The 25,692-nt window shown below is 48.5% G+C and carries 19 protein-coding genes; 9 read left to right on the top strand and 10 right to left on the bottom strand.

The genetic code is table 11. The features are described from left to right. Window positions 1-6: 6 nt before the first annotated feature. A complete protein-coding gene (gene metC, locus C3432_RS00560; RefSeq protein WP_103774769.1) occupies window positions 7-1,179 on the bottom strand; it encodes a cystathionine beta-lyase in 1,173 nt (390 codons plus the stop codon). A gap of 518 nt (window positions 1,180-1,697) precedes the next feature. Here metC and purB point away from each other — a divergent pair. Both purB and C3432_RS00550 read left to right on the top strand, forming a co-directional pair. Further along, window positions 1,698-3,062 (top strand): adenylosuccinate lyase, encoded by a 1,365-nt coding sequence (purB, locus tag C3432_RS00555; RefSeq protein ID WP_103774768.1) that lies wholly within the window; start codon window positions 1,698-1,700, stop codon window positions 3,060-3,062. A gap of 136 nt (window positions 3,063-3,198) precedes the next feature. Further along, the gene (locus C3432_RS00550; protein ID WP_103774767.1) at window positions 3,199-4,587 is read left to right on the top strand and encodes an MmgE/PrpD family protein; all 1,389 of its coding nucleotides are present in this window, start codon (window positions 3,199-3,201) and stop codon (window positions 4,585-4,587) included. 17 nt (window positions 4,588-4,604) lie between these two features. Here C3432_RS00550 and C3432_RS00545 read toward each other — a convergent pair whose 3' ends face one another. The 4 genes from C3432_RS00545 to C3432_RS00525 form a co-directional block, all read right to left on the bottom strand. Next, window positions 4,605-5,534, bottom strand: coding sequence for a LysR family transcriptional regulator (locus C3432_RS00545; protein ID WP_103774766.1), 930 nt, complete (start codon window positions 5,532-5,534; stop codon window positions 4,605-4,607). A 497-nt stretch (window positions 5,535-6,031) separates the two neighbouring features. Beyond that, window positions 6,032-6,394, bottom strand: a complete 363-nt coding sequence (locus tag C3432_RS00535; protein WP_103774765.1) for an acyl-CoA dehydrogenase — start codon at window positions 6,392-6,394, stop codon at window positions 6,032-6,034. A 69-nt stretch (window positions 6,395-6,463) separates the two neighbouring features. Beyond that, entirely contained in the window at window positions 6,464-6,727 is a 264-nt protein-coding gene (locus tag C3432_RS00530; protein ID WP_258041577.1) for a hypothetical protein, read from the bottom strand. Window positions 6,728-6,738: 11 nt separating this feature from the next. Continuing rightward, complete coding sequence (locus C3432_RS00525) at window positions 6,739-7,008, bottom strand: helix-turn-helix domain-containing protein (RefSeq protein ID WP_103774764.1); 270 nt, start codon at window positions 7,006-7,008, stop codon at window positions 6,739-6,741. Between the two features lie 121 nt (window positions 7,009-7,129). On the opposite strand from C3432_RS00525, the gene C3432_RS00520 reads away from it, so the two are divergent. Next, window positions 7,130-7,618, top strand: coding sequence for a hypothetical protein (locus C3432_RS00520; RefSeq protein ID WP_258041576.1), 489 nt, complete (start codon window positions 7,130-7,132; stop codon window positions 7,616-7,618). A gap of 597 nt (window positions 7,619-8,215) precedes the next feature. Here C3432_RS00520 and C3432_RS00515 read toward each other — a convergent pair. Both C3432_RS00515 and C3432_RS00510 read right to left on the bottom strand, forming a co-directional pair. Next, window positions 8,216-8,920 carry a 3'-5' exonuclease gene (locus C3432_RS00515; protein WP_219816707.1) on the bottom strand — a complete coding sequence of 235 codons (705 nt, stop codon included), beginning with the start codon at window positions 8,918-8,920 and terminating at the stop codon, window positions 8,216-8,218. A gap of 5 nt (window positions 8,921-8,925) precedes the next feature. Beyond that, window positions 8,926-10,794, bottom strand: a complete 1,869-nt coding sequence (locus C3432_RS00510; protein WP_103774762.1) for a DUF294 nucleotidyltransferase-like domain-containing protein — start codon at window positions 10,792-10,794, stop codon at window positions 8,926-8,928. A gap of 778 nt (window positions 10,795-11,572) precedes the next feature. Between C3432_RS00510 and C3432_RS00505 the strand changes: the two genes are divergently transcribed. The 4 genes from C3432_RS00505 to C3432_RS00490 all read left to right on the top strand — a co-directional run bounded on the left by C3432_RS00505 (window position 11,573) and on the right by C3432_RS00490 (window position 18,881). After that, the gene (locus C3432_RS00505; RefSeq protein WP_103774761.1) at window positions 11,573-13,342 is read left to right on the top strand and encodes a sodium:solute symporter family protein; all 1,770 of its coding nucleotides are present in this window, start codon (window positions 11,573-11,575) and stop codon (window positions 13,340-13,342) included. 46 nt (window positions 13,343-13,388) lie between these two features. Further along, on the top strand, window positions 13,389-14,558 hold the full coding sequence (locus C3432_RS00500; protein ID WP_103774760.1) for an oligogalacturonate lyase family protein: 1,170 nt from the start codon (window positions 13,389-13,391) through the stop codon (window positions 14,556-14,558). A gap of 461 nt (window positions 14,559-15,019) precedes the next feature. Beyond that, the gene (evgA, locus tag C3432_RS00495) at window positions 15,020-15,634 is read left to right on the top strand and encodes an acid-sensing system DNA-binding response regulator EvgA (protein WP_103774759.1); all 615 of its coding nucleotides are present in this window, start codon (window positions 15,020-15,022) and stop codon (window positions 15,632-15,634) included. Between the two features lie 4 nt (window positions 15,635-15,638). Then, complete coding sequence (locus C3432_RS00490) at window positions 15,639-18,881, top strand: ATP-binding protein (RefSeq protein ID WP_103774758.1); 3,243 nt, start codon at window positions 15,639-15,641, stop codon at window positions 18,879-18,881. 74 nt (window positions 18,882-18,955) lie between these two features. Here C3432_RS00490 and C3432_RS00485 read toward each other — a convergent pair whose 3' ends face one another. Continuing rightward, a complete protein-coding gene (locus tag C3432_RS00485; protein WP_103774757.1) occupies window positions 18,956-19,582 on the bottom strand; it encodes a YfdX family protein in 627 nt (208 codons plus the stop codon). A gap of 280 nt (window positions 19,583-19,862) precedes the next feature. On the opposite strand from C3432_RS00485, the gene C3432_RS00480 reads away from it, so the two are divergent. Then, complete coding sequence (locus C3432_RS00480) at window positions 19,863-20,459, top strand: DUF308 domain-containing protein (protein ID WP_103774756.1); 597 nt, start codon at window positions 19,863-19,865, stop codon at window positions 20,457-20,459. Next, the gene (locus C3432_RS00475) at window positions 20,459-20,806 is read left to right on the top strand and encodes an HdeA/HdeB family chaperone (RefSeq protein WP_103774755.1); all 348 of its coding nucleotides are present in this window, start codon (window positions 20,459-20,461) and stop codon (window positions 20,804-20,806) included. The genes C3432_RS00480 and C3432_RS00475 overlap by 1 nt, the downstream gene beginning before the upstream one ends. 360 nt (window positions 20,807-21,166) lie before the next feature. Here C3432_RS00475 and C3432_RS00470 read toward each other — a convergent pair whose 3' ends face one another. Both C3432_RS00470 and C3432_RS00465 read right to left on the bottom strand, forming a co-directional pair. After that, complete coding sequence (locus tag C3432_RS00470; protein WP_103774754.1) at window positions 21,167-24,283, bottom strand: efflux RND transporter permease subunit; 3,117 nt, start codon at window positions 24,281-24,283, stop codon at window positions 21,167-21,169. A 28-nt stretch (window positions 24,284-24,311) separates the two neighbouring features. After that, window positions 24,312-25,469, bottom strand: coding sequence for an efflux RND transporter periplasmic adaptor subunit (locus C3432_RS00465; RefSeq protein ID WP_103774753.1), 1,158 nt, complete (start codon window positions 25,467-25,469; stop codon window positions 24,312-24,314). Window positions 25,470-25,692 lie beyond the last annotated feature (223 nt).

The raw sequence follows: 25,692 nt of genomic DNA, 5'->3' as shown, positions 1-25,692 counted from the left end.
CGAATGTCAGGCATTCAGTTTATTTAATCCCTGGTTCAGATCGGCCAGCAGATCATTGACATCTTCAAGGCCAATGTGGAATCGAATAAACTGACCATGTTGATTCCAGTCAGTTGCAGAGCGAGCGCCCTTCACATTGGCGGGTAACACAAGGCTTTCAAATCCGCCCCAGGAGGCCCCTATACCAAAAAGCTCCAGCGCATCAATAAAAGCTTCCGTATTTTTCTGGGTATACTGTGATTTCAGTTCAATGGTCAGCAGACCGTTAAGTCCTTTACAGTCACGCTTAAACAAATCATGTCGGGGATGATCTTCGAGTCCCGGGAAATAAACTTTTTCCACTTCCGGACGTTCCTGTAGCCACTGAGCTACGGTCATTGCACTTTGTCCATGAGCAGCGAGTCGGGTACCCAGTGTTCTGATTCCACGCAGTACCAGAGACACATCGTCAGGACTGCTAATCTGGCCCATTGCCTCCGGGAGAGCGCCAATCTTTTTCCATGCGCTTTCGTTGGCCACCATGATGCCCATCATGACGTCAGAGTGACCGCTCAGATACTTGGTTGCGGCGATAATAGAAATATCCGCCCCCAGCTCCAGCGGGTTATATAACCAGGCAGAACCCCAGGTATTGTCAACGGCGACCGGAATATTGTGTGCATGGGCAATACTGCAGAGTTTCGGCAGATCCAGCATTTCATAGAGCAGAGAACCCGGTGATTCAGCAAAAACCAGCTGCGTTTCCGGGCGAAGTTTGGCCTCGAAATCACTCCCGTCAGTTTTAAAAAAATCATAACTAATATTATTTGGCGTCAAAAAACTACGGGCGATCTTGCGTACCGGTTCATAGATTGAGTCCGCAAACAGTACGTGACCACCCGCATGGGCGTAACTCATTGTGGTCACTGCAATGGCCGCAAGCCCGGTAGGGAACAATTGAGCGCGATAGCCTCCTTCCAGCTCAGTAACAAGTTCCTCCAGCGCAAATGCGGTTTCTGTGCCGCGAGCGCCATAGCTTAAAAGGCGTTCTGTTTCTCTGCGCGTGCGGGCATCCCGCCATGTTGCAATGGAGTCGAAAATAATCGTACTGGCTCTCATCACTGGCGGGTTTACCGGACCAATATTTCGAGCGACGCCTCTACCACCATGAATAATTCGAGTTTTACGTTCTTTTGACATTATTTTTTTCCTTATACAAAGCATTCGATGTGATACGGGTTGACCAATGATCCACCATTAAACATCTGAAGTAAGTTAAGCCTGGATATTTGGAACATTAACTAATTTATGACTTTGAACTCTTTTTGACGCTACCACCTACAAATTAGATTAAAAACCAACAAGCATTCAAAAATTGATCGCGATCTTATTTTCAAACATTAATTTTATTTTTCCAGACTAAAGAATAATTAAAGTTTCAAGTTTTTTACTTAAAAAACAAATGATTAGTATTTTGGTGTGTGGTATTTTTTGGCGTTTTTTTGAGTTGCTCTTAGTTAACATTAATAATGCTTAATAACGCTTAAATATTATTAATGCATCTTCGATTTAAAAGCCTTGATAATGTCCTGGTCTTACGGATTATTGATGTAAATATCGACTTTTATTGCGCGGATATAAACGTGCAGTTGTGCCTGAATATGTGAAAACGTCAGTAAATATTTTTTAAAGAACACTTATTATCTGGAGATAAATGTATGTCAACCAGCGTTTTTGACTCCGTTTTGCTAAAAAATCTTTGGTCTACTGAAGAAATGCGTCAGATATTTTCCGATGATATTCGCATGCAAATGTGGCTGGACTATGAAGCCGCTCTGGCTGTAGAGCAGGCTGAAATGGGGATTATTCCGCAAGCGGCGGCCGATGAAATTGTTGCTTGTGCCAGGCTTGAACGTCTGGATATGGGGCTTATTCTGGAACAGGTTCGTCTGACCAAACATCCACTGGTACCGACGATCAGAGCTCTGGAAGATGCCTGTTCAGGTGGGTTTGGTGAGTATGTACACTTTGGGCCAACCACTCAGGATGTCATGGACACAGGCATGGTTCTGCAGTTCAGAATGGCCCATAAAATTATCCTGCGTGATCTAAAGGAGATTTGTCGTTCTTTACTGGAACTGTCAGAAAAACACCGTAATACACCTATGGCCGGTCGTACTCTGGCACTTCAGGCTATTCCCGTCACGTTTGGACATAAAACAGCGATCTGGCTTGCTGAGCTAATGCGCCACCACGAGAGACTGATACAGCTGGAGCCACGTTTATTCGTCGGTAGCGTTGTGGGAGCCGTCGGCACTAAAGCCTCTTTCGGTGAACGTGCTGATGAACTTGAAGAGCGCGTGTTGAAGCGGCTTCAGCTGGGCGTTCCAGAGATATCATGGCAACCCGCCCGTGACCGCTTTTGTGAATACGGCATGGTGCTGGGGATGGTTGGGGCGACGTTGGGCAAGATCGCCAATGAAATCCTGTTGTTGGCTCACAATGAAATTGACGAAGTGGCTGAGCCGTTCGGTAAAGGTCAGGTTGGCTCTTCCACCATGCCGCATAAACGTAATCCAGCAATAACGGAGAATGCAGCCTGCGTCAGTAACACTCTGAAAGGTAATGTCGCGATTTTACTTGATTTGATGAAGCACCAGCATGAACGTGACGGCGCTATCTGGAAAATGGAGTGGAAGGTTTTACCGGAAATCTGTCTGATGCTTTCTGTCATTCTGGATAACATGAAGTTCACCCTGGCCGGTTTACACGTTAAAAAAGACAAAATGCGTAAAAATCTCGATATTCTCGGTGGTTTTATGCTGGCAGAGCGCGTCATGTTTGAACTATCAGAGAAAGTTGGGAAGCAAACAGCTCATGAACTGGTGTATGAAGCGTCAATGCAGGGTCTGGAAGAGGGCGGTACTTTTGCTCAGGCGTTGTCCGAAGATCCTCGTATTAACACCGCGATGACCAGAGAAGAACTTGAAGCCGTTCTCGATCCCACCACCTATGTTGGTAATGCCCCGGAACAGGTTGACAAAATTATTGCTCAAGCCAAATCCTGCGGCTGGCTCAGCTAGTCCTCTTTCTTTACGGGATCTGAAGGTCCCGTAAAGACCGAAACTCCAGCATGGCATGATTTTATTCTCATTGGGTTGAAGCCAGCCGTCCTGTCTGGTGACACTCCCGTGCTTTTCATATCCTGGAATTAATACAATGACCTATAGCGAAAAACTGAGCCAGTTTATTTCCTCTAAACATTTTGATGCGATTCCGCCTCATGTTATTTCTCGGGCAAAGCTTCACCTGTTGGATAGCCTCGGCGTGGCACTGGCTGGCACAGTACAAAACAACGCTATCAATGGGCGGAACGGTCTGCATAAGATGCCCAATACACAAGGTAAATGTCGCGTATGGGGAAGCGCCTGTACGCTGTCGCCCGCTTACGCCGCACTGGCCAATGGCATAGCCGCGCACGTGCTGGACTTTGATGATACCCATACAGACTCCATTACGCATGGTAGTGCGGTTCTGGTACCGTTGGCGATCGCGCTCTCAGAAGACCTGAATCTGAGCAGTCGGGAGATGCTTACTGCATATGTCACTGGCTGGGAAATCGCTGCTCGCGTGGGGCTTGCCGCCAGGGGGACATTCCACAAACGCGGTTTTCATTCAACCGCCATTGCTGGCATCTTTGGTGCAGTCAGCGGGGCCGCTTCACTACTGAATTTGTCGCCTGTGGCCTGCGCCCATGCCCTGGGTCTGGCGGGCAGTCAGGCATCCGGGATTGCTGAATATTTGACGAATAGCTCTTCAGCCAAATGTTTTCACGCAGGCTGGGCGGCGCATTCCGGTATTTTGTCAGCCTATCTGGCAGACGCCGGGATGACCGGGCCACTCTCTGTTTTTGAAGGCCGTTTCGGTTTATTCGCGACACACGGTATACAAAGCGAGATAGATGCAGCAGATGTCTGCCGGGAGCTGGGCGAGCGCTGGGAAATCATGCGCGTCTCGGTTAAACCTTATCCATGCTGTCACTTTGCTCATGCCACTGTCGACTGCGCCCGTATGTTACTCAGGGACGGCATCAGGCCCGAAGAGGTTAAGCACATTCTCTGTGTTGTTGATCCGATTGCTTCAGCTCTGATTTGTGAACCAACAGATGACAAGTTTGCCCCCCGGACACCCTATGCAGCTAAATTCAGCCTGCCTTATCTGGTCGCGTCAGGCATGATCGATGACGGTTTGAGCCTGGAATCATTCTCTGTGGAACAACTGGTCAGAACCGACGTGCTGGAACTGGCGCGGAAAGTGTCTTATCGCTATTGCGAAGAAGGAGAAATCCCTTTTCCTGCATACTTCCCCGGTCTGATTTCCGTAACCCTGAAGGACGGAAGAGAAGTGACAAGACGCCTGAATGTGAATTACGGCAACCCGGAGAATCCCATGACAACGAGCGATGTTGAACAAAAGTTCCGCAACAACGTCAAGGGGATCCTGACGCCTCTGGCAACTGAAAAGGTGATACAGCTGGTTGCGGATATCGAAAATCATCCGGTAACTGAGCTGACGCAGTGGCTGACAAAAACTGTTGACCTTAAATAGAAGCGCTCAGCAACAATTCATCTTGATGGCAGGCTCACGGATTCAGCAGTGATGCCTGTTTGCATCGGTCGCCAGACCTCATGGTTCTCTCCCAGCAGCGATTCAAACAGCACTTTCGCTGCTTTCTGCGGACTGTTGCGACGCATGTACAAATTAAATTTAATGTCAGGTAACTTGGGTAAACCGTCGGCTTCTCCCAACACACGCAGGTCATCCCCTAAAAGCTCAATTGAACGCGCCATAACCCCAAGTCCGGCAGCGACTGCAGCTCTTGCACCGGACAGTGTTGTTGCCACATAGGCTATTCGCCAGGGGATCCCAGCCTGATCAAGCTGATTGATCGCCATATTCCGGTAGGTGCTGGGTTCATCCAGCGATACCAGTGGCAATGGCTCATCAGGGTTAAATTTATAGCCCTGACCGCAAAACCACAGTGATGGCGATGTTCTCAGTACAAAACCTGGAAAATCAACACCATCAACGGTTGAAATAGCCATATCAACATCATCATTTTTCAGCATGTCCATCAGGAACGGACTACGCTTGACAACAATTTCAATCGCCAGTTTCGGATAGGATTTCGAAAAGCGGGATAGTAAATCGGGAAGAATCGTATTGGCGGTATCATCAGGTGAACCGATCCGCAGCACGCCGTCCACGTCTTCATACATCAGAGAAAGGCAGGCTTCATCATTCAGCCGCAAGATACGTCGCGCATATCCCAGCATTTTTACACCATGTTCAGTCAGCGCCTTATTGCGCCCGTTTCGACTGAATAATTCTTTACCAATCAATTGCTCCAGGCGTTGCATCTGCTGGCTGACGGCAGACTGAGTACGGTGTACCGATTCTGCCGCAGCGGCAAAGCTGTTGCCGTTAGCAACGGCAACAAAAGTGCGTAATAAATCCAGTTCAAGGTTAGGAATGGGACGCTTTGTATATAACATAGCCAGACTCTTCGTTTATCAACCAGGTTTAATTGTGGCGTAATCAACTCAACAATATAACCCGCAGAATGATGTTGTTCTGTGTATATCCTACACGTAGCTGTATCACAATAAATTGATATAGAAGTAAATTTATACAAAACTGACCGTTCATGGCGGGGAGCAACGGGATGATCTTTGTGATGAGATATCCTTTTGGGATAAAAAATCAATTATTTCACCCAAAAGGATCCCTGAGGCTGGCTGAGATGACTACAGACCAGATACATTTATAAAAAACTGCCCATTATCCTCATCCATTTTTTGAATTTGATAAGTTATTGGCAATGAATCTTTCAGGTCTGGTTTGGTAAACGTCAAATCAGCCGCGCACTGATAGACATCCAGCCCTGACTTATGACTTATTGTTCGGACGTTTTCTCACCACAACCCGCCAGCAAACTAGCGGCTATCCATACCAGAAGCATTGTTCTGTTCATGTGTAGTTTACCGGCTGCTTATGACTTCGGGTTAAACAGTCCATCCATTGTGCCTGTTGCGGAGGCGCCGCAATACCCTTCGCAGCCGCGTGTCATAACGCTGGCCTTACCATTATTCATTTCACCGAACACTGCAACACACGGGCTGGCGTTGTCATTCCAGACCCAGCGACGTTTCTGATTTTCACCTGCATCTATTGGTTTTGCAGTCCCATCCATATTGCACACGCCAGAACCATCTTCTGTTGAGGCATTGACGCTGAATTCAGCATTATCCTCTGCCGGATTCAGGGTAAGAACTGCTCCGGATTTGACGTACTGCGTTGCCGCAGCTGGAAGGGTTATGGCTACCATTAATAAGGCGATCAATTTTCTGTTCATTACTTAATTCCCTGTTAAATGATGCGGATGTTTTAGTGATTTTTCCCGGAACCAGCGGCCTGCGCTTTTTCACAAAGAAACAGACCACCCTGAAAGCGGATTTACGGTGATTTCCCCGGGCTGGAGAGGGCCAGCACGGAAGCATTCAGTCTGGTTTTCTGACCGGGAGGGATTAGAGAAGTCAGCCAGGACAGGCTGCTCGTAACGCACCAGCGGCTGACGTTTGCGCTCGCCGCACGCGTCCAGGCGCAAGGTTTTAACGAATTTTTGGCGATAAAGAGAACTGAAAAAGTACTTAAGGCATTCCGTTATTGCAGTGATGGTGGTTACCATAACTGTATCCTTTACTTGCTTTTCTGTCCGGTTTTAAGTTCATATCTTTCCGGCCACAATGTTTCCGGTATGGTATCCAGAGCCCCGGCAATAATACGTTCAGCTCTGGGATAATGACGCTCTAAGGCATTATTTAATGTGCGTGGTGCAAGACCGTGACTCCGTGAAAGTGATGCCAGCGTCAGGCCACGCTTATGAAGTGCCGCCACAATATCGGCACGATGCCAGTTCCCTGAACTTCCTTTGCTCTGCTTTTTCTGCGATGCTGTTGAGTTACGCACAGTATTAACTCCATGGAATCAGTACATGGGTATTAAATGCGAACAATAGATACCTTTCAAGTATTTTTAGTATCTATTTGTGAGGTTTTGTATTAACGCATTGATATCTGGTGAAATTTATATGAGCGGCAAGACATCAACATCGGCAAAAAAAAACCAACCTGAAGCTTCTGTTGAAGAGGTAAAAGACTGGCTGACAGCAGAGGAATTCACCCGAATTCAGGGGATGCCAGGTACTCCTCGCGGCGCAAGGATGCGTCTGGAAAAGTTGGCCAGTCTGCATCCGGAGATAAGGCGTAAACGGACAGCCGGAAAGGGTGTGGTTTACCATATCAGCGCTGCCACGATGTCCCTTGATGATGAGAGACACCGGGTGAGGGGAGATACTTTTGCTCTCGTGGACAGCGATCGCCAGCTGAGTCTCTGGATACAGCTGTTTCGCAACATGTCACCGGCTTCGCGGACATTGCTGATGGAACAGGCGCTGAAGCGGGTAAAGGAAGATCTTACGTCGCAGGGACCTGATGCTTCTGAACTGGCGGTGCAAATCATGAAGCTTCCCGAAGATGAGCGTAAACGCCTTCTTGATAAGCTGAACAGGAAGATTTGATAGCGTCAGTTCGTCGCCACGTCAGATGCAAGCCACCCCGATCCGTATGACGTGGCAGAATGGGAACGATGCCATCCGTTAATAATGAATAAAAAACCCGTTATCCGTTATTTCTTTTCTGAATTGCAATTTAGCTGCTCATTATTATTTTCCTTAAAATGACATCAGAGGCGATTGAAATCCGCTATCACCGGTGCCACAAGATGTAACATCTATATCAGCATCTATTGCAAAAGAAATTAGCTGGTGAAGAGTATCCATCAGCAAAGATTCTGTATGCTCGTTGTCAGGATTTAATCAATATCATATTTAATGAAATGGGAACGCCGCCGCTTCATAAAGGCAGAATCGCAGTCGCTGGTATGTTATTTAAAAAAAGAGTAAGGGGGCCCTTACTCATGCGGGGGGCCTGCCTGTTAATGGCGAAAGGACGCGATTTGAAACCCGCAGAGTCACGTATTGAACGCCCGCCCCCCTTAGCGTGGTCTGGCAACGCTAATCCCTCCGTGCTGTCGTGGTTTACTCAATTTGGCTGCCCGGTCGGAAGCTGGATTTTTTAGTTTTTTACCCTAATCACCGATCTTCCCGATGCAAATCCTATCGCATCAGCCGTTTCAGGCTAATTCCGGGAAGAGCATCGATTTTTTTGCTTTGTACCAGAAACAGTTCGGCACAGGCGAGGGCATCACTTGCCGCTGAATGAAGAAGATATTCAGGCAGATTATAGTGGCGGCGCAGATCGTCAAGCTGATAGCTCGAATGGGCGCGGCTTATACCGGCGTAACTGAATTTTTGTTCAATATAAAGGGTATCGATAAAACAGGTCGGTAGCTCTTTAAGCTGATACTGGCTGGAAAAGTAAGCCTGAATGAACGCGTTTTCAATATTGCTGCTGTGCGCGACGATGACCTTACCGCGAATTCTTTCCAGCAGACGGTTAATGCCTTCATCTAACGCGATTCCCTGCGCCAGAGACTGGGGCGTCAGACCGTTAACTTTGGCCGTCTCTGGTCTGATAAATTCGCTGTGGTTGATATACAACTCTTCTGAGCTGGCAATGTCGATATCTTCCAGAGTGAAATCGACCATCCCCATTGACAGAATTTTGTCCTCAGCGGCATTCAGTCCCGTGGTTTCAAAATCGAGAGCCACAAAGTGCATCTGAGTGATCGGAAGCGTCTCATCAGGCAGCGGCTGCCGGAGATAATGCTTCAGGGCATCAGGCCATGCGGGGGATGGCATAATTTTGCGGCGTTTTTGCTCTGGCGTACGGGTGCCCTCCCAGGGTTTTAACCAACGCATTATCACTATGCTCCTTTAAGAAACTTGAGTTTGGCGATGTCCTGAAGCTCGGTGATGATTTTAAAGGCGTCTTTTAAATGCTTGCGCTCAAAGCTGCTGAACTCATCCGGGGCAATCTGATTATCAGGCGTGTTGCCTGACAGAATCGCATTAAGCTGATGGCGAAAGCGTACCTGCGTAATAAATCGATATGCGCCAATAATGTTTTCCGCACTTTCTTTTGATAGCGTGCCGTGCTGGGCGGCGTAGCGAAAGCGTTCTTCGGTGCCGGTCAGAGAGCCGCCCGCTTTCAGACTGAAAATGCGCGCCAGATCGATAATCAAATTCAGCGCATATTTTTTTATGTTCAGGGTGTTGCTGTTCTGTCCGCCTTTTTCGAGCACCAGATGATTGAATATGCCAAGCGGTGGCTGAGTCTCAATGGCATCCCGCACCAGTGCAGGGATGAACTGGGGTCTTTTCTTGATACATTCGTGCAGATGCTGTTGGATTTCATCCACCAGATCGCGGTTACCGTGGATGGCGCGCATTTCAAGGAACACGCTGATGCTCAATAGCTTGTTGTATTCTGGACTGGCGACCCATTTCGTATAATAGTCCTTCCAGCGGTGTACCGGCTGGCACCACCTGGGTGATGCAGCCATATATTTACCCTCACACAGCGGATAGCCACATGCCGCCAGCCCGTTGCATACGCGCATAGCAAGCTGGAGAAAATAGAGCCGGTGATCTTCGGTCATGCTATCGGCAATGACGATGGCGCTGTCCTGGTCCGACAGCATATGCACCTCGTTGCGGGCGTGCGAACCTGCGACCAGCCAGGCATAATCACAGGGCGGCGGACCAAGCAACTCCTCATTAAGCTGGATAATGCGGCGGGTAAAGGCATCCATGATCATCGACATCACATGCCCCTGGATTTCAACACTGACGCCACTTTCAACCAGCGCCTGAAAGATGGTCTGACGCTCTTCTCTCAGCGCCGCAAGCGCATTGAGCGAGCAGGTATATTTTATCTTCTCAATCAAAAACAGCGACTGGGTACGGTGATTGTGCACCAGGTGAGTGGTGGTGAGTAATCCTTTAACCTGCTTTCCTTGCACGACGGGCAGGCAGCGAATGTTATATTGCAGCATCAGCGAAATGGCGTGAATCACCCTGGCGTCATCCTCAATCAGGATCGGATTCGGCGTCATCACACTCGAAATAGGGGCGCGGGTGTCCTTGTCAGCAGCAATAACCGAGCGAGTCATATCGCGGTCTGTCACCAGGCCGACAATGTCACCGTCTTTCATCACCACGGCACAGGAGCTGCGCTGTTTACCGCACATTGCCTGGGCTACGCTACGAATAGAATCGTCCATCTCTACGATGGTGATATTCTCGCTGGCAATTTCCCCCACCTTGCGAAAGAACAGTCCTTTCTCCTCTTTGAGGCAGGCAAAGTTTACAGCCGAACTTAGCCGCACATTAGCCTGTGCGGCGAAGTGATCGGCAAATTCAGGATGTGCTTCGCTTACCTGCTTTAGTACCGAATGGGGAACCAGGTAGAGTAGTGAGTCTTCTATAGCCTGTGCCTGATAACCATCTTCCGTATTAGCCAACGGTTCAAGGAAGGTGAAGCCAAACTGATCGTCCTGCCCCAGCCGGGCGCGTAGCTCCCCGCCAGACGTGCGTTGCTCAATGGCACCGGTGCGGATGATATAGAGGTAGCGTTGTTCGCACAGCGCGCTGAAACTGATGGTTTCGCCTTTGACCAGGTATTTTATTTTTACTGAATTCGCCAGCGTTTTGACCACCGCAGGGGGCAGTTTATCAAACGGATCTATCCGGATAAAAAAGTCAAAGATATTGGGGGTAACGGAAGTGCCCATAACAAACCTTAAGTTGAACTCATGCTTCTGTATTTTTCAGCGGGGACAAAAGTAGCGCCGGGCTACCAGCCGCTCCGGCTAAACCATTTCCGCATCAGGGGGTGCCTTTCTGCGAGATGCCACCCATTGCTTAGAGGGGCAGAATGTTCTTTTTTGCATGAAAATGGTGATAGTATTCATGCTGTGCAGGTGTTTATCTCACCCGCATCAGCGCATACACAAACCCGTAGTATAATTTTTATGAAACAGCTTTTCAAAAAAATAACGAGCAGTTTGACTCTTCGGCAGGATGTGCGGGCACGGAGCGAGAAGGCCAGCGCCACGGCAGTAGTCGGTTTCAGGCACCCAAGCCAGTATCGTTTCGATGCAGAAAGACAACGCGCAGTATGTGAACTTCTTCGCTTCCCGCAACGATCGATAACAAACGTTTCAACCATTTGTTCCGTAAAAGCCCGTACTCTGATGACCTGAATCAGTCAACATTCATCCATCACCGTTCAAAAAAACTACAGCTAAAGCAAGGTCTCCTGCGATGTGGCGCACAGGGTAAGCATCTCTTCTGTTTTGTATGGCCTCGTGAAATTGCTGCGAAAAGCAGCAACTTTGCGCCTCCGAAGGCGAAATGAGGTGAAATACAAGATGTAAGGCTGTGATCTTCATCACGGCTCGATATCAAACACTAAAAAATGAACCGTTGTTTTGATTTTTATCTCTGTTTTTGATTATTTTTGGTGAGATGATTCATTTATATTAAAACATCGTTTCAAGGAGTTTTTTTGTGAACTACGATTATTTTGTCATAGCGGGCTATTTTGCCCTTATGGTGGCAATTAGCTTGATCTTTAAAAAGATGGCCAGTAACAGTACCAGCGACTATTTCCGCGGGGGCGGCAAAATGTTGTGGTGGATGGTGGGGGCGACGGCATTCATGACCCAGTTCTCTGCCTGGACATTTACCGGTGCCGCAGGCAAAGCCTTTAACGATGGCTTTGCCGTGCTGGCGGTGTTTGTCGGTAATATGGTGGCGTACGTTTTTGCGTACTTTTATTTCGCACGTCGCTTTCGCCAGATGCGTGTTGATACCCCGACCGAAGCCGTAAGACGTCGTTTTGGCAGTACCAACGAGCAGTTTTTCACCTGGATAATTATTCCTCTTAGCGTTATCAACGCTGGCGTGTGGCTCAATGGCCTGGGCGTATTTGCGTCTGCGGTGTTCAACGCTGATATTGTGACCACCATCTGGATAACCGGGCTGGCTGTTCTGGCTATTTCCATGTTGAGCGGTGCATGGGGCGTTGTTGCCTCTGACTTCATTCAGACGCTGGTGGTCGCTGTTGTCTCCATCGCCTGCGGCGGCGTGGCGCTGTATCTGGTGGGGGGACCGGTTGAGATCGTTCAAAACTTCCCGGGTGGCTTCTTCATGGGCCCGGATATGAACTATCCATTGCTGATGGTCTGTACCTTCCTGTTCTTTGTGGTAAAACAGCTACAAAGTGTCAACAACATGCAGGAATCCTACCGATTCCTGAACGCCAAAGACTCCAAAAATGCCAGCAAAGCGGCGGTAATGGCGCTTGCCATGATGGTGTTTGGCGCGATCATTTGGTTTATTCCGCCCTGGGCTTCTGCCATTTTGTACCCGGACGCCGCGACGCAATATTCCTCGCTGGGCGCTAAAGCCAGCGATGCGGTCTACCTGGTCTTTGCGCGTGAAGCCATGCCGCTTGGCACGGTGGGCCTGCTGATGGCGGGACTGTTTGCGGCAACCATGTCGTCTATGGACTCTGCGCTGAACCGTAACTCCGGCATCTTTGTGCGCAGCTTTTACTCAAATATTGTGCGTAAGGGCAAGGCCAACGACAAAGAGCAGCTTCGCGCAGGTCAGATTGCCTGTCTGGTGAACGGTATTCTGGTGATTATGATGGCTCAGTTCTTTAACTCGCTGAAGCATCTTAGCCTGTTCGATCTGATGATGCAGGTTGCAACGCTCCTCCAGTCGCCGATTCTGGTTCCGCTGTTCCTGGGCATTATTATTCGTAAAACACCGAAATGGGCACCATGGGCAACGGTGATTGTCGGGATGTTTGTGTCCTGGTCAGTGGTGACAATCTTCACACCAGAGGTTGTTATGGGCTGGTTCGGTGTGGAAGAGATCACCCGTCGAGAAATCAGCGAACTGCGCACGATCATTACGATTGCTGCCCACCTTATCTTCACCGCAGGTTTCTTCTGCCTGACCATGCTGTTCTACCGGGAAGAGAGCGATACCGTCAAAGCATCTACCGACGAGTTTTTCAACGATGTTGATACCGAATGCGTGGCTGAAGAAGGCCAGGACATTGTGGACCGTATGCAGCGTGCAAAACTGGGAACGTTGGTGATTTACATGGCCGCAGGCCTCTCACTGATGATGCTGATTCCTAACCCACTCTGGGGCCGTTTGTTATTCCTGGCCTGTGCGGCAACCGTCTTCGCGGTTGGCTATGGACTCAGAAAAAGTGCGCAGATTGACGCGCCAGCAAAACACGTGCTGAAAACTTCCCAATAATTTGACTGTTAATGGCTGCTTCGGCAGCCTTTTTTGGAGATTTATTATGGCTAAAGGTGATGTGATTACGCTCAACTTTGAAACCCTTATTGATAGTGATACTGGGGTCAAGGTCACGCGTTTAACTCCCACTGATGTTATCTGCCATCGCAACTACTTCTACCAGAAGTGCTTTACCCAGGACGGAACAAAGCTGCTTTTTGCCGGCGATTTTGATGGTAACCGAAACTACTACTTGTTGAATCGGGAAACCCGACAGGCTGTTCAACTGACGCAAGGTGAGGGCGATAACACCTTTGGCGGATTTATTGCCACAGACGACAGCGCCTTCTTCTATGTGAAAAACGAGCGTTGCCTGATGAAAGTCGACCTTGAAACACTGGAAGAGCGGGTGATTTATACCGTTGATGAAGAATGGAAAGGTTACGGTACGTGGGTTGCAAACTCAGCATGCACTAAGCTTGTGGGGATTGAAATTTTAAAACGCGACTGGCAACCGCTGACCTCCTGGGAAAAGTTTGCTGATTTTTACCATACCAGGCCAACCTGCCGCTTAATCAAAGTGGACATTGATACGGGCGAGCTGGAAGTGATCCACCAGGATCAGGCGTGGCTGGGGCATCCTATTTATCGTCCCTTTGATGATTCAACCGTAGGCTTTTGTCATGAAGGTCCACACGATCTGGTTGATGCACGTATGTGGCTGGTGGACGAAGCAGGCAGCAATGTGCGTAAAGTTAAAGAACATGCGCCGGGCGAGTCCTGCACTCATGAGTTCTGGATCCCTGACGGGAGCGCTATGGCCTATGTTTCTTACTTTAAAGGTCAGCGCGATCGCGTCATCTACAAGGTAAATCCTGACACGTTGGAAAACGAAGAAGTGATGGTGATGCCTCCTTGTTCTCACCTGATGAGTAACTTCGATGGGTCATTGATGGTTGGCGATGGCGCTGATGCTCCGGTTGATGTGGCCGATGCCGATAGTTACGATATTGAAAACGATCCTTTCCTTTACGTGCTGAATACAAAGACAAAGTCGGCGCAAAAATTGTGTAAACACAATTCTTCATGGAAAGTGTTAGACGGCGATCGTCAGATAACGCATCCCCATCCTTCATTTACCCCTGGCGATGATGGGGTGCTGTTTACCAGCGATTTTGAAGGTGTACCGGCAATTTATATCGCTGAAATACCCGGGGCTTTAAAACAGGCTTAAAAGCTCCGGTCAGAGGGGGTGAGGCATTACCTTAACCCGTCAATATTAAGCCGTTTTCAGGGCCAGGGACGATGATCTATCGCTCCCTGGCCTTTTTACTTAGGCAATCTGTTAGCAGTAGCTACTCGCACCTTCGTAGTTGTGATGATCGGTCCCCAGGTTATATGACCCCGGTCATAAGAATGAATCATAATAAATGAGAGATTTATCCTACACGTGTAGGAATATTCCCTTTGATTGTGTTAAGGGTTTGATATTCAGACAGGCTCAAGGTTTAAAATTTGTAAAATACAGTGTTGCATTTAGGCATTATTCTTCGTTTTTATAAAAAACCAATAAAATACACGGGTGAATGTGTTAGGATTTATCTGATAAATCCTTATTTGTATAAATTATAATGCTCAAGGCTCACCTGTTCGATAGCCATCGCCTCTCTTTATTTATCGGGATTCTTATACGCAATGAACGCGATAATCGTTGACGATCACCCATTAGCTCGCATAGCCATCCGCAACTTACTCGATACTAATGGTATTACCGTAACCACCGAGCTTGACAGCGGGGAGCACGTGGTTCAAACCGTTGAAAGAACTAAGCCGGAGCTGCTGATTATTGATGTGGATATTCCGGGCATCAGCGGCATCGAAGTGCTGGAGCAACTGCGAAAGCGGCGCTATACGGGTGTAATCATTATCATATCAGCCAAAAATGAATTTTTTTACGGCAAACGTAGCGCTGAATACGGTGCCAACGGATTTGTGAGTAAAAAAGAAGGTATGAATAATATTCTTGCCGCAATCGAAGCAGCAAAAAATGGTTATAGCTATTTTCCCTTTTCCCTTGAGCATTTTACTGGCTCATCTGTCAGCGAACAGGATAAGCTTGATACGTTGTCGACCCAGGAAATGAAAGTGTTGCGTTATATTCTTAACGGTATGGATTACAGCACGATTGCCAGCAAAATGAATATCAGTAATAAAACGGTAAGCACCTATAAAAGCCGTTTGATGGAGAAATTAGATTGTTCATCATTAATGGAAATTTATGATTATGCGCAAAGAAATAAAATAGGATAGAGTAATGCTGGAACGTTTGTTTATTTTTTTGATGGTCATATTTACCATCGGGTTTTCTACGGGTGTAAGCTCAGCCCGACAAGTTGAGCTAAAAAGTAACTATAATACCTCAGTACAACATATCGGCCTGAACAGGGAAGAAACAAACTGGCTGGCGCATAAAAAAAACCTGGTTGTTGGCACCTGGTTACCGGAAGTCTCCCCTATTGTTTATCAAAATAGCGGTGAATATTATCGGGGAGTCAACGCGGATTATCTTGCGCTAATGCAAAAGAATCTCAATCTAAAAATTGTTATAAAGCAGTATGATAATGAGCAAGAAGCGCTGGCCGCACTTGCCAGTAACGATGTAGATACATTGATAACTCAGCTGTCCCGGCGACAGGATGTCGGCGGGCATTTATTGCGCACTTCGGCATTACTGACTACGTTGCCGACGCTCGTGACCTCGCTAAAAAACACCATGCTGCCGCTGAACTCGGAGCATCAGGTGAGCGTCGCGTGTGTGCGGGATTGTCCTTTTCTTGATGTTATCCAGGATGCTTTTCCTGAAGCTAAAGTCTCATTTTACGACGACGAGTATCAGGCCATGGCGTCGGTAATGAACGGTGATAACCAATATTATATTGGTAACAATATCACCAGCAGTCATTGTGTCTCCCGATATTTTTCGCAATCACTGGTTATTACGCACTACTTTGATAAACAAGAGCAATATAATTATTTTGTGGTAAGGGACGACCAGCCGGTATTAAGAAATATTCTTGATGGTTTCGTTACGTCAATCAGTAATGAAATTCATATGCAGATCATGCAGAACTGGCTGAACCGCGGTAACCTTGCTTTTCTGAATGCGCCTGTTCCTTTTACCGATCGGGAAAAAGCGTGGCTGAAGAAGAAACATACTATTCGCATTCTTATCAATCCAGATTACCCGCCTTATACGCTTGTCGATCGCAGCGGCGAGTTACGCGGAATTCTTGGCGAATTGCTGAATATTATTCATCTGCAAACGGGGATTGATATTGAGCCGGTTTTGGCAAACACCAAAAGTGAACAGACAAAACAATTAAGCGGCGAACGATGGGATATGTATCCCACTATCACCCTGACTAATCAAAATCAGCCCAGTTCGACCTTTAGCGATCCGCTGATGAATGTGGCATTTGTGATTATCACTTCCCTTGATGAAACGGCTGACTCGTTACTGAATACACCGATCCGTATTGCGTTGCCCGCCGGGCATGTTTTGGAAAGTGACCTGAAACAACGCTACCCGCAGGCCACCTGGGTTGAGGCTGATACTGGCAGCGTCGCGATGACTATGCTCAGGGATGGCAAGGTTGACGCGGCAATTGCTACCGAATTGTCGGCAAGGTTCATGGTCGATCATGACTACCAGAAAAATATGCACTTTTTCAGGCTTCCGGATATGCCTGGCGCGTCGGTGAACTTTGCGATTTCTCCTCACGAGCCCATGTTGAAGTCCGTAATGGATAAAGCGCTGCAGGCGATACCGCCACGTGAGATTTTGCAGATGACGGAGAAGTGGTCGAAAATTTCTAATACGCAGGTCGATATCTGGAGTCGGTACAGCAAACAGTTCTATCAACTGGTGGTGTTTGCGCTGTTGCTGATAGCGATTAGTCTGATCTGGGGGATCTCTCTCTCCCGTGAGGTAAATAAAAGAAAACAATCGCAGCGGCTGCTGGAAGAGCAGCTTCATCTCAAAGAGGCATTGTCTCAGGAACTGGAAACCGAAAAGAATAAAGCGATTGAAGCAACCAGGGCCAAAAGTCGCTTTCTTGCGAGCATGAGCCATGAATTACGTACCCCTGTCAGCTCGATTGTGGGCTTTCTGGAATTACTGTCGAGCTCAGAACTCAGCCCGGCACAACGAAAAGAGGCGATTGCTCTTACCGGGGCGACGGCCCAGTCATTGCTTGGACTGATCGGTAAGATTCTGGACGTTGATAAGATTGAGTCTGGTAAATACCAGGTTGTTCCTCAATGGACGGATCTCTCGCAGCTCATTGAATTGCAGTGTCACTCTTTCGATGCCTTAGCCAGGCAGAAAGGCGTTACGCTTGCTTGCCTTAGCCAGTTGCCGGCAAACGAGCGGGTATTTGTCGATCAGCAGGCTTTGCGGCAAATTCTCACCAACCTGGTGGGCAATGCGCTGAAGTTTACCGGGCAGGGCAGCATTCATGTGACGGCCCGTTTAACACCTGATGGGGAGAATCACGGTACCCTGACCATCGCCATTAGCGACACCGGCTGCGGGATTAGCGAAGAGGAGCAGGCCGGGCTGTTTCGTCGCTACGCTCAGGGGCGCTGTGGGCGTCAACAAACGGGGTCTGGTCTGGGGTTATTTATCTGCAAAGAGCTGGTAACGCTGATGGGCGGTACGCTGGAGCTGATGAGCGTCCCGGCGCAAGGAACCACGTTTACCATAACGCTGCCGGTTGAGACTGCCCGCCAGTCAATTTTACCGGATGGCGACACGCCGGGTGCGCTGTTGCCGCTGCCGTGTCTGTCTATTTTGATAGCAGATGACAACCCGACCAATCGCCTGCTGCTTAAGCGGCAGTTGAACGCCATTGGTTACAGCGTGGATGAAGCGTGTGATGGTGAGGAAGCCGAAGCCAGACTGGCTAAAACATCATACGACCTGTTGATAACCGATGTGAATATGCCGAAGAAGGACGGGTTTGATCTTGCGGCTTCGTTGCGTCGTCAGCAGCCTCATTTACAAATATGGGGACTGACGGCCAGCGCGCTCCCACAGTCACGCGACAGGTGTCTGCAAAACGGCATGAATTTGTGTCTGTTTAAGCCCGTGTCGATTCAGACACTGACGCATGAATTGAGCAAAATCGAAACCGGTTATTCGTCTCCTTGCGCAATCCGGCATTTGAAATTCAATGTCCTGACGGAAAATACCGGCGGCGATCGCGCATTAATGAACGAGATACTCGAAACATTTCGCGAGGCAACGTTTAGCGATTTACAGGCGGCCGAGAAAGCCGTTGAGCAAGATGAACCCCGGCTGTTTTTGCGAGCCCTTCACCGGTTGCATGGTTCGGCGCAAATTCTGGGCATTACTGCTCTTCAGACGCTATGCGAACCTTTTGAATCTATGCGACATGACGATCTTCCTCTGGCAATACGCCAGGAAGCATTACAGAAGATTGTTGCCGTCATGCGGGAAATTGAGATTGAGATCGACAGTCTGATTAGTCATTAACCCCCCCGATCGGGTCGCCGTAGCGATCCGATCAGGAGAGAAAGTCCTGGTTCAACACTCCGCAGTGCTGAGTATTACTGGCCTGCGGCCAGCATCTCGCTATCCATCACAATACCTTCTTCAGCACCCTTTAACACAAGGTTTGCTTCATAGTATTTACCTGAAGACAGCAGTTTTTGAGCGCTGGCAACAGCTTTACGCGTCTGATTCAGGGGCATCAGGTATTGGGTCTGAAGCACGCTGATCCCCGCCAGTTGCAAGGTATCCACAGCACCTTTCCAGTCGCCTTTAGCCATTTTGCCATTCGCTGTATTGATAGCGGATTCTTTAGCCGGGGTGGCAATATAGTCTTCTGACAGCGCAATCGTAGCGTTAATAATCACGTACTGATCGTCAATCATCCTGGCTTTAGGCGCAGTTTTTACAAATTTCGCCCAGTCGTGGCTGTCACCTGCAAGCAGGGAAGCGGCGTCATCGGTTAACTTTTTAGCACTGTCAGGCTGTCCATGAAACAGGGCCAGACGGGCAAGCTGAATATCACGCATCGCATTTGCACCTTGTACTGCGACCTGCATAATATCGGCAGCTTCTTTTTGTACATTGGCGGTAGCAGTTTGTGCCGGCGTGGTAGTGGTAGCTGCCAGTACCGGCGCTGAGCCCATCATGGTTGCAAGCAGACCTGCAAGAATAATCTTTTTCATTACTTTCTCCTGAATGAATTTGGCATATGTCACCAAACGAAATAAGAATATTAAATAAACTCAACGAGTGGAATCAGAGTCAGGACAGAATAATGAGCGTTTAATCTTACAAGTGTCAGACGTCTGACGCGTGTAGGATTATACGGATAATGACATTCCTTTGTTCTTATATACGAATTCGCTGTGAAAGTATTATCATTCCATTGTAAGTGAGATGTATTAAGTGAATATTATTCTTTTATTAGCAGGTTACATTGCGTTTCTATGTAACGGAGGATGTATGTTTGTTTTTAATCAGCGTAGCCTGAAAGCATTTAATGAAAAAACACTATTTCATTATAAAAGACACGCCACAATCATGGCCGTGCTGTTGTTGGTTTGCGGCATCTGCTGCTTAATCTATCCAGTCGCTGCAGGTGTTTACTTAAGCTATGCAACAGGTTTTATGTTCCTGGTGTGTGGCTTCTATTCTATTTATAGCCTGTTTTCCTTGGGTAAAAAGCAGCTGAAAGCCGGGTTTACCTATGCCTTTTTTGCTATCGCATGGTTGCTGCTGGGATACTGTTTCCTCGAAAATCCTGTGATAGGTATGAATTCACTGGCAATGGTTTTTTGCTGCCTGTTTATTCTTGGCGGTATTTTTCGTATTGCTTCCGGCGTCAAAATGTTCCGCAGTCCGGGCTATGGATGGAATATTTTTATCGGTATTTTTGACCTGCTTATTGCAGCCGTGTGGCTGAATATGGATCCCGACCGTTCTTATGTGTTTACCTCCATCTTTATTGGCGTTGAGATGATCTTTAGTTCTTTGGCTTTTATCAGTCTGCGCAGAAATGCAACATTGGTACAAACTGAAAAACTCGCCGATAAAAATTAATGCTACTTCTGGAGCGCATTGTGAAGATTAAATTGATTGTCTCTGCCGTTATTCTTATGACCTCTGTTATGGCGCCGGTGAACCGTGCTTTTGCTACACAGGCAACGGAAGCGGCGCCACAAGATATGACCTGTAAAGAATTCGTTGATATGAGTCGGCAATACATGACAGCAAATGCCTTTGTGATTGTTAATAAAAATTCGGACTTTAGAGGCGATGATTATGTCCCCCTGCACGAGGTGGAAACTGTCGCTGTACCGAAGATGGTTAAAATGTGTCATCAACATCCTGATGCTAAATTGGGCGAACTGGTCGTAAATCTGAAGGGTTCCGGTCTGCACTATTGATTACCCGTTTTGATAGCCTGGCATGAGTCAGAATTGACAACCTCTGTACCTGTCTCAGTTGTTCCCCAACAAGAAAAAATCCCCGTATTGTTTACCCTGCTATCCACGAGAAATTCGCTGGATAGCAGGGCCCGCTAACACCCGTAGGCCTGATCAGCGAAGCGCCACCAGGCATTGATTACCCGCAGAGCACAGGGACTCAAGTGTGGTGGAGAATGCCACTCTTAACGTAATCACAATATCGTCGCTGTAATGAAATGAAGAACTGAAGGTGAATGAAACTGTTTCTGAAGAGAGCATTGAGAATCCCCGGGATTTAATAAACTTATCCCAGGGATTCTCACGTACGAGGGCAGGGAATCAGCGCCGCGTTTTGAATCGCGCCAGCATGTTTTCAACGAGAACAAAGAACAGCGGAACAAAGTAGATCGCCAGCACTGTCGCGGCCAGCATCCCACCAATAACACCCGTACCGACGGCATTTTGCGCGCCAGAGCCCGCGCCGTTGCTTATTGCCAGAGGGATAACCCCTAAGATAAAGGCCAGTGACGTCATCAAAATAGGGCGTAAGCGCATTTGTGCGGCCTCTACTGCGGCTTCAGGCGGCGTTTTTCCTTCCTTTTGCATGATCTCGACGGCGAACTCGACGATCAGAATGGCGTTTTTAGCCGAGAGCCCCATGGTGGTGAGCAGGCCGACCTGGAAGTAAACATCATTGCTCAGGCCGCGCAAGTCGGTTGCCAGCAAAGCGCCAACCACCCCGATTGGCACAACCAGCATTACCGAGAATGGTATCGACCAGCTTTCATACAGTGCCGCCAGTGCCAGAAACACGACAATCAGCGAAATGCCGTACAGCATTGGCGCCTGGTTTGTGGACAGCGCTTCCTGATAAGACAGACCGGTCCAGGCATAGCCGACGCCCGCGGGCAGTTTATTTATCAGCGATGCCATAAATTTCATCGCATCGCCGCTGCTTTTCCCTTCGACTGGCTGGCCCAGAATTTCCATTGCAGGCTGACCGTTGTAGCGTTCAAGGCGGGGAGAACCGTAGGTCCACTCGGTGGATGAGTAGGCCGAAAGCGGCGTCATAGCGCCGGAGGCATTACGTACGTACCAGTGATTGATATTATCCGGCAACATACGGAACGGCGTATCGGCCTGGACATACACTTTTTTAACGCGCCCCTGGTTCAGGAAATCATTGACATAGCGACTACCGAACGCCGTGGAGATAGTTTGATTGATATCCGATAATGCAACGCCCATGGCTTCTGCCTTCGTGGCGTTGACATGAATGCGGAACATCGGTGTATCTTCCAGACCATTCGGGCGCACCCCGTCGACCTCACCGGACGACTGGTTGGCCAGCGCCAGAAGCTCGTTTCGGGCCTGCATCATTTTTTCATGCCCCAGGTTACCGTTATCCAGCAGCTCCATGTCAAAACCTGAAGCCGTCCCCAGTTCTGCAACTGCGGGTAAATTAAACGGATAAACGACGGCATTATTGATGGTGCTTAAGGCCATCATCGCCCGTCGAATAATGGCGGTAACTGAGTTTTCTTCACCAACGCGTTCTGACCACGGTTTCAGGCTGATAAACGCCAGACCGTTGTTTTGCCCCTGGCCGCTGAAACCAAATCCGCCTACGGTGAAAACCGAAGCGACATTTTTCTCTTCTTTCGTCAGGTAGTAATCCGTTATTTCCCCAAGCACTTTGCTGGTGTTCACCATCGTTGAGCCTGAAGGCAATTGCGCGGTAGTCATGAATACCCCCTGGTCTTCTTCAGGCAAAAAGGAGGTTGGGGTACGTAAAAACAGCACAATCATGCCCGCGCCAATCACTAAATACACGACCATGTAACGGCCTGTGCAACGTAGCAGTTTACGGGTGCTGTCCGTGTAGTGCTGAGTACATTTCTCCATGAAGTGATTGAAACGGGTAAACAAAAAATGTGTGTTTGCTTTTTCTCCCTTGTGGGCTTTTAACAGCATGGCGCAGAGTGCTGGCGTCAGGCTCATCGCCACAAACACCGACAGCAGCATGGAGGAGATTAAGGTGATAGAAAACTGACGAAAAATTTCACCCGTTGCTCCGCTCATAAATGCCATCGGCATAAATACGGCGGATAACACAACGGCAATACCGACCAGCGCTCTCTGCAACTGGCCCATCGCTTTGTGCGTCGCCGCTTTTGGTGACAAGTGTTCTTCGGCAATAATGCGTTCTACGTTCTCAACTACCACGATAGCATCATCGACTAACAACCCTATCGCCAGCACCATGCCAAACATCGTGAGCGTATTAATCGAAAAACCCGCGACGTCGAGTATCGCAAAGGTGCCAAGGATAACTACCGGAACGGCAATTGTGGGGATAAGCGTCGCGCGGAAACTTTGCAAAAACAGATACATGACGAGGAATACCAGAATGATTGCCTCGATCAAAGTATGAAAAACACCCTGAATCGAAATCTCGATAAACGGAGTGGTGTCATAGGGATAAACGGTTTTCATGCTGGCCGGAAACCAGGCCGATAATCTGTTCAGCTCTTGTTTGACCGCCTGGGATGTTTCCAGGGCATTCGCGCCAGCGGCAAGTTTAATTGCAATCCCGGCGGCGGGTTTTCCGTTGTAACGTGCAACCGTGGCATAATTTTCCGCACCCAGCTCAATGCGCGCGACATCACGCAGCAGAACCTGGGATCCATCTTGCTGAACTTTAAGGAAGATCTTGCCAAATTCATCGGTTGTTTGCAGGCGCGTCTGGACGATTATCGACGCATTTAGCTGCTGATCGGCTGACTGAGGCATGCCTCCCAACTGCCCGCCCGATATCTGGTTGTTCTGAACTTTGAGCTGGGTAATGACGTCCTGAGGTGTGAGGTTATACTTGTCGAGCTTTTGCGGATCCAGCCAGATGCGCATGGCGTATTGCGAACCGAATAACTGTACGCTCCCCACCCCGGCAGTGCGGCTTATCGGGTCTTTGATATTCGAGGCCACATAGTCGGCAATATCATATTGGCTCAGACTGTTATTATCAGAGATAAAGCCGGCGACCATCAAAATATTGCTGCTGGATTTATCAACGCTGATCCCTTGCTGCTGTACTTCCTGCGGTAAAGAAGGCATCGCCAGCTGCAGTTTATTCTGTACCTGAACCTGTGCAATATCGGGTGACGTGCCCGTTTTGAAGGTCAGGATAATCGACGCATTACCTGCCGCATCGCTGGTGGATGACATATACATCAGGCCATCAAGACCATTCATATTCTGTTCAATCACCTGAGTCACGGAGTCTTCAACGGTCTTTGCATCTGCCCCAGGGTAGGCAGCGCTGATGGTAATGGTTGGGGGAGCAATTTGTGGATACTGGGCGATCGGCAGGTTCATTATCGCGATACCGCCCGTAAACATCATGATAATGGCGAGCACCCAGGCGAAAACCGGGCGCTCAATAAAAAAGTTGGCCATGAAGAAATTGTCCTTAATACCTGAAATATTACTGTTCAGTTACCGCGTCAGGAGTGTTCAGTTTTGAAGGGAGGACCCGGGCTTTGATTCCCGGACGAATTCTTTGTAATCCGGACACAATGACCCGATCGCCGGGGCGTAATCCTGCGGTCACCAGCCATTGATTGCCAACGGCCTTCACGGCGTTTATTTCGCGCAGTTGCACCAGGTTTTGCTGGTCAAGGATCAGCGCGGTGGCTTTTCCTTGTTCGTTATGCGTAATCCCTTGTTGGGGGACCATCAAAACGTTCTGCTGGCTGCCTTCGTCCAGCAACGCCGTGACATACATCCCGGGTAAAATTTCACCTTCAGGATTGGGGAACACGGCGCGCAACGTCACCGATCCGGTGGTCTCATCGACGGCGGGATCGGAAAACTCAAGCGTGCCGGTATGGCGATAGGGTTTGCCGTTTTCCAGCATCAGCTCAACAGGGATTTTGCCTTGTTGCTGGGCAATTTTGCCGTTGGCTTTCTCTTCTTTCAGGCGTAAGAAGTCCTGTACTGACTGTGTTAAATCAACATAAATCGGATCCAGCCGCTGAACGGTGACCAGCGCGTTTTCCTGATTTGCGGTGACCAGGGCACCTACGGTCACGGAGGATTTACCGCTGATGCCATCAATCGGCGAGGTGACATTAGCGTAACGAAGGTTGATGGTGGCCTGCTCAAGATCCGCTTTGGCGACGGCGACATTGGCTTGTGCTTCATTAAGCTGTGAGCGCGTCGTGTCGTAGTCCTGGCGGCTGACGTAATTGGATTTTATTAACGCTGACTGCCGATTTAATGTCAGACGGACATTATTGGCCGTCGCCAGTGCCTTTGCCAGCGCGCCTTTGGCTGAATCCAGTCTTGCCTGCAGCGGGGCAGGATCAATTTGATACAGTGACTCTCCTTTGCTGACTTTATCACCTTCAATAAAGTTGCGTTTTATGATGATCCCACCAACCTGAGGGCGGATTTCGGCGATCTCGAATGAAACCGCCCGACCCGGAAGTTCACTTTTAATATTCACTGAGGAGGGCGCTAAGGTAACAACGCCGACCTCGGGCTCCATGGTGGTGGTTTTTACTGCAGGTTTATTATCGCAGGCGGTGATGATGATGCTACTAAAAAATAATGGTATCAACAGTAAGCATTTTCTGTTCATAGTAATCCCTGAATAAATCGTAAACACAAATGTTCTTTTATTGCATGCAGGGTGGGAGAGTTATCGGTAAATAACAAAAGATGCTCAGGCATGAGACGGCTAAAGCCCATTTTTTCGCTCAAGTGGTAGCGGGTAAAATTATATGTAACAGGAAGAATGCGTGTTAAGCGAAAGATCGCATTCAGCAGAAAGGCGCAATAAGATAAACACGGAAGATGATAAG

Source organism: Citrobacter amalonaticus, assembly GCF_002918555.1.
GTDB lineage: Bacteria > Pseudomonadota > Gammaproteobacteria > Enterobacterales > Enterobacteriaceae > Citrobacter_C > Citrobacter_C amalonaticus_A.
This window is presented reverse-complemented; position numbering and strand designations above follow the sequence as displayed.

Bases quoted from the DNA above. Each gene is read 5' to 3' on its own strand.
- C3432_RS00510 (WP_103774762.1), bottom strand. From the start codon at position 10,794: ATGGGCACTTCCGTTACCCCCAATATCTTTGACTTTTTTATCCGGATA.
- C3432_RS00490 (WP_103774758.1), top strand. From the start codon at position 15,639: ATGCTGGAACGTTTGTTTATTTTTTTGATGGTCATATTTACCATCGGG.
- C3432_RS00475 (WP_103774755.1), top strand. From the start codon at position 20,459: ATGCTACTTCTGGAGCGCATTGTGAAGATTAAATTGATTGTCTCTGCC.
- evgA (WP_103774759.1), top strand. From the start codon at position 15,020: ATGAACGCGATAATCGTTGACGATCACCCATTAGCTCGCATAGCCATC.
- C3432_RS00550 (WP_103774767.1), top strand. From the start codon at position 3,199: ATGACCTATAGCGAAAAACTGAGCCAGTTTATTTCCTCTAAACATTTT.
- C3432_RS00480 (WP_103774756.1), top strand. From the start codon at position 19,863: ATGTTTGTTTTTAATCAGCGTAGCCTGAAAGCATTTAATGAAAAAACA.
- C3432_RS00485 (WP_103774757.1), bottom strand. From the start codon at position 19,582: ATGAAAAAGATTATTCTTGCAGGTCTGCTTGCAACCATGATGGGCTCA.
- C3432_RS00515 (WP_219816707.1), bottom strand. From the start codon at position 8,920: ATGCGTTGGTTAAAACCCTGGGAGGGCACCCGTACGCCAGAGCAAAAA.
- C3432_RS00530 (WP_258041577.1), bottom strand. From the start codon at position 6,727: ATGGTAACCACCATCACTGCAATAACGGAATGCCTTAAGTACTTTTTC.
- purB (WP_103774768.1), top strand. From the start codon at position 1,698: ATGTCAACCAGCGTTTTTGACTCCGTTTTGCTAAAAAATCTTTGGTCT.
- C3432_RS00545 (WP_103774766.1), bottom strand. From the start codon at position 5,534: ATGTTATATACAAAGCGTCCCATTCCTAACCTTGAACTGGATTTATTA.
- metC (WP_103774769.1), bottom strand. From the start codon at position 1,179: ATGTCAAAAGAACGTAAAACTCGAATTATTCATGGTGGTAGAGGCGTC.
- C3432_RS00465 (WP_103774753.1), bottom strand. From the start codon at position 25,469: ATGAACAGAAAATGCTTACTGTTGATACCATTATTTTTTAGTAGCATC.
- C3432_RS00470 (WP_103774754.1), bottom strand. From the start codon at position 24,283: ATGGCCAACTTTTTTATTGAGCGCCCGGTTTTCGCCTGGGTGCTCGCC.
- C3432_RS00535 (WP_103774765.1), bottom strand. From the start codon at position 6,394: ATGAACAGAAAATTGATCGCCTTATTAATGGTAGCCATAACCCTTCCA.
- C3432_RS00520 (WP_258041576.1), top strand. From the start codon at position 7,130: ATGAGCGGCAAGACATCAACATCGGCAAAAAAAAACCAACCTGAAGCT.
- C3432_RS00500 (WP_103774760.1), top strand. From the start codon at position 13,389: ATGGCTAAAGGTGATGTGATTACGCTCAACTTTGAAACCCTTATTGAT.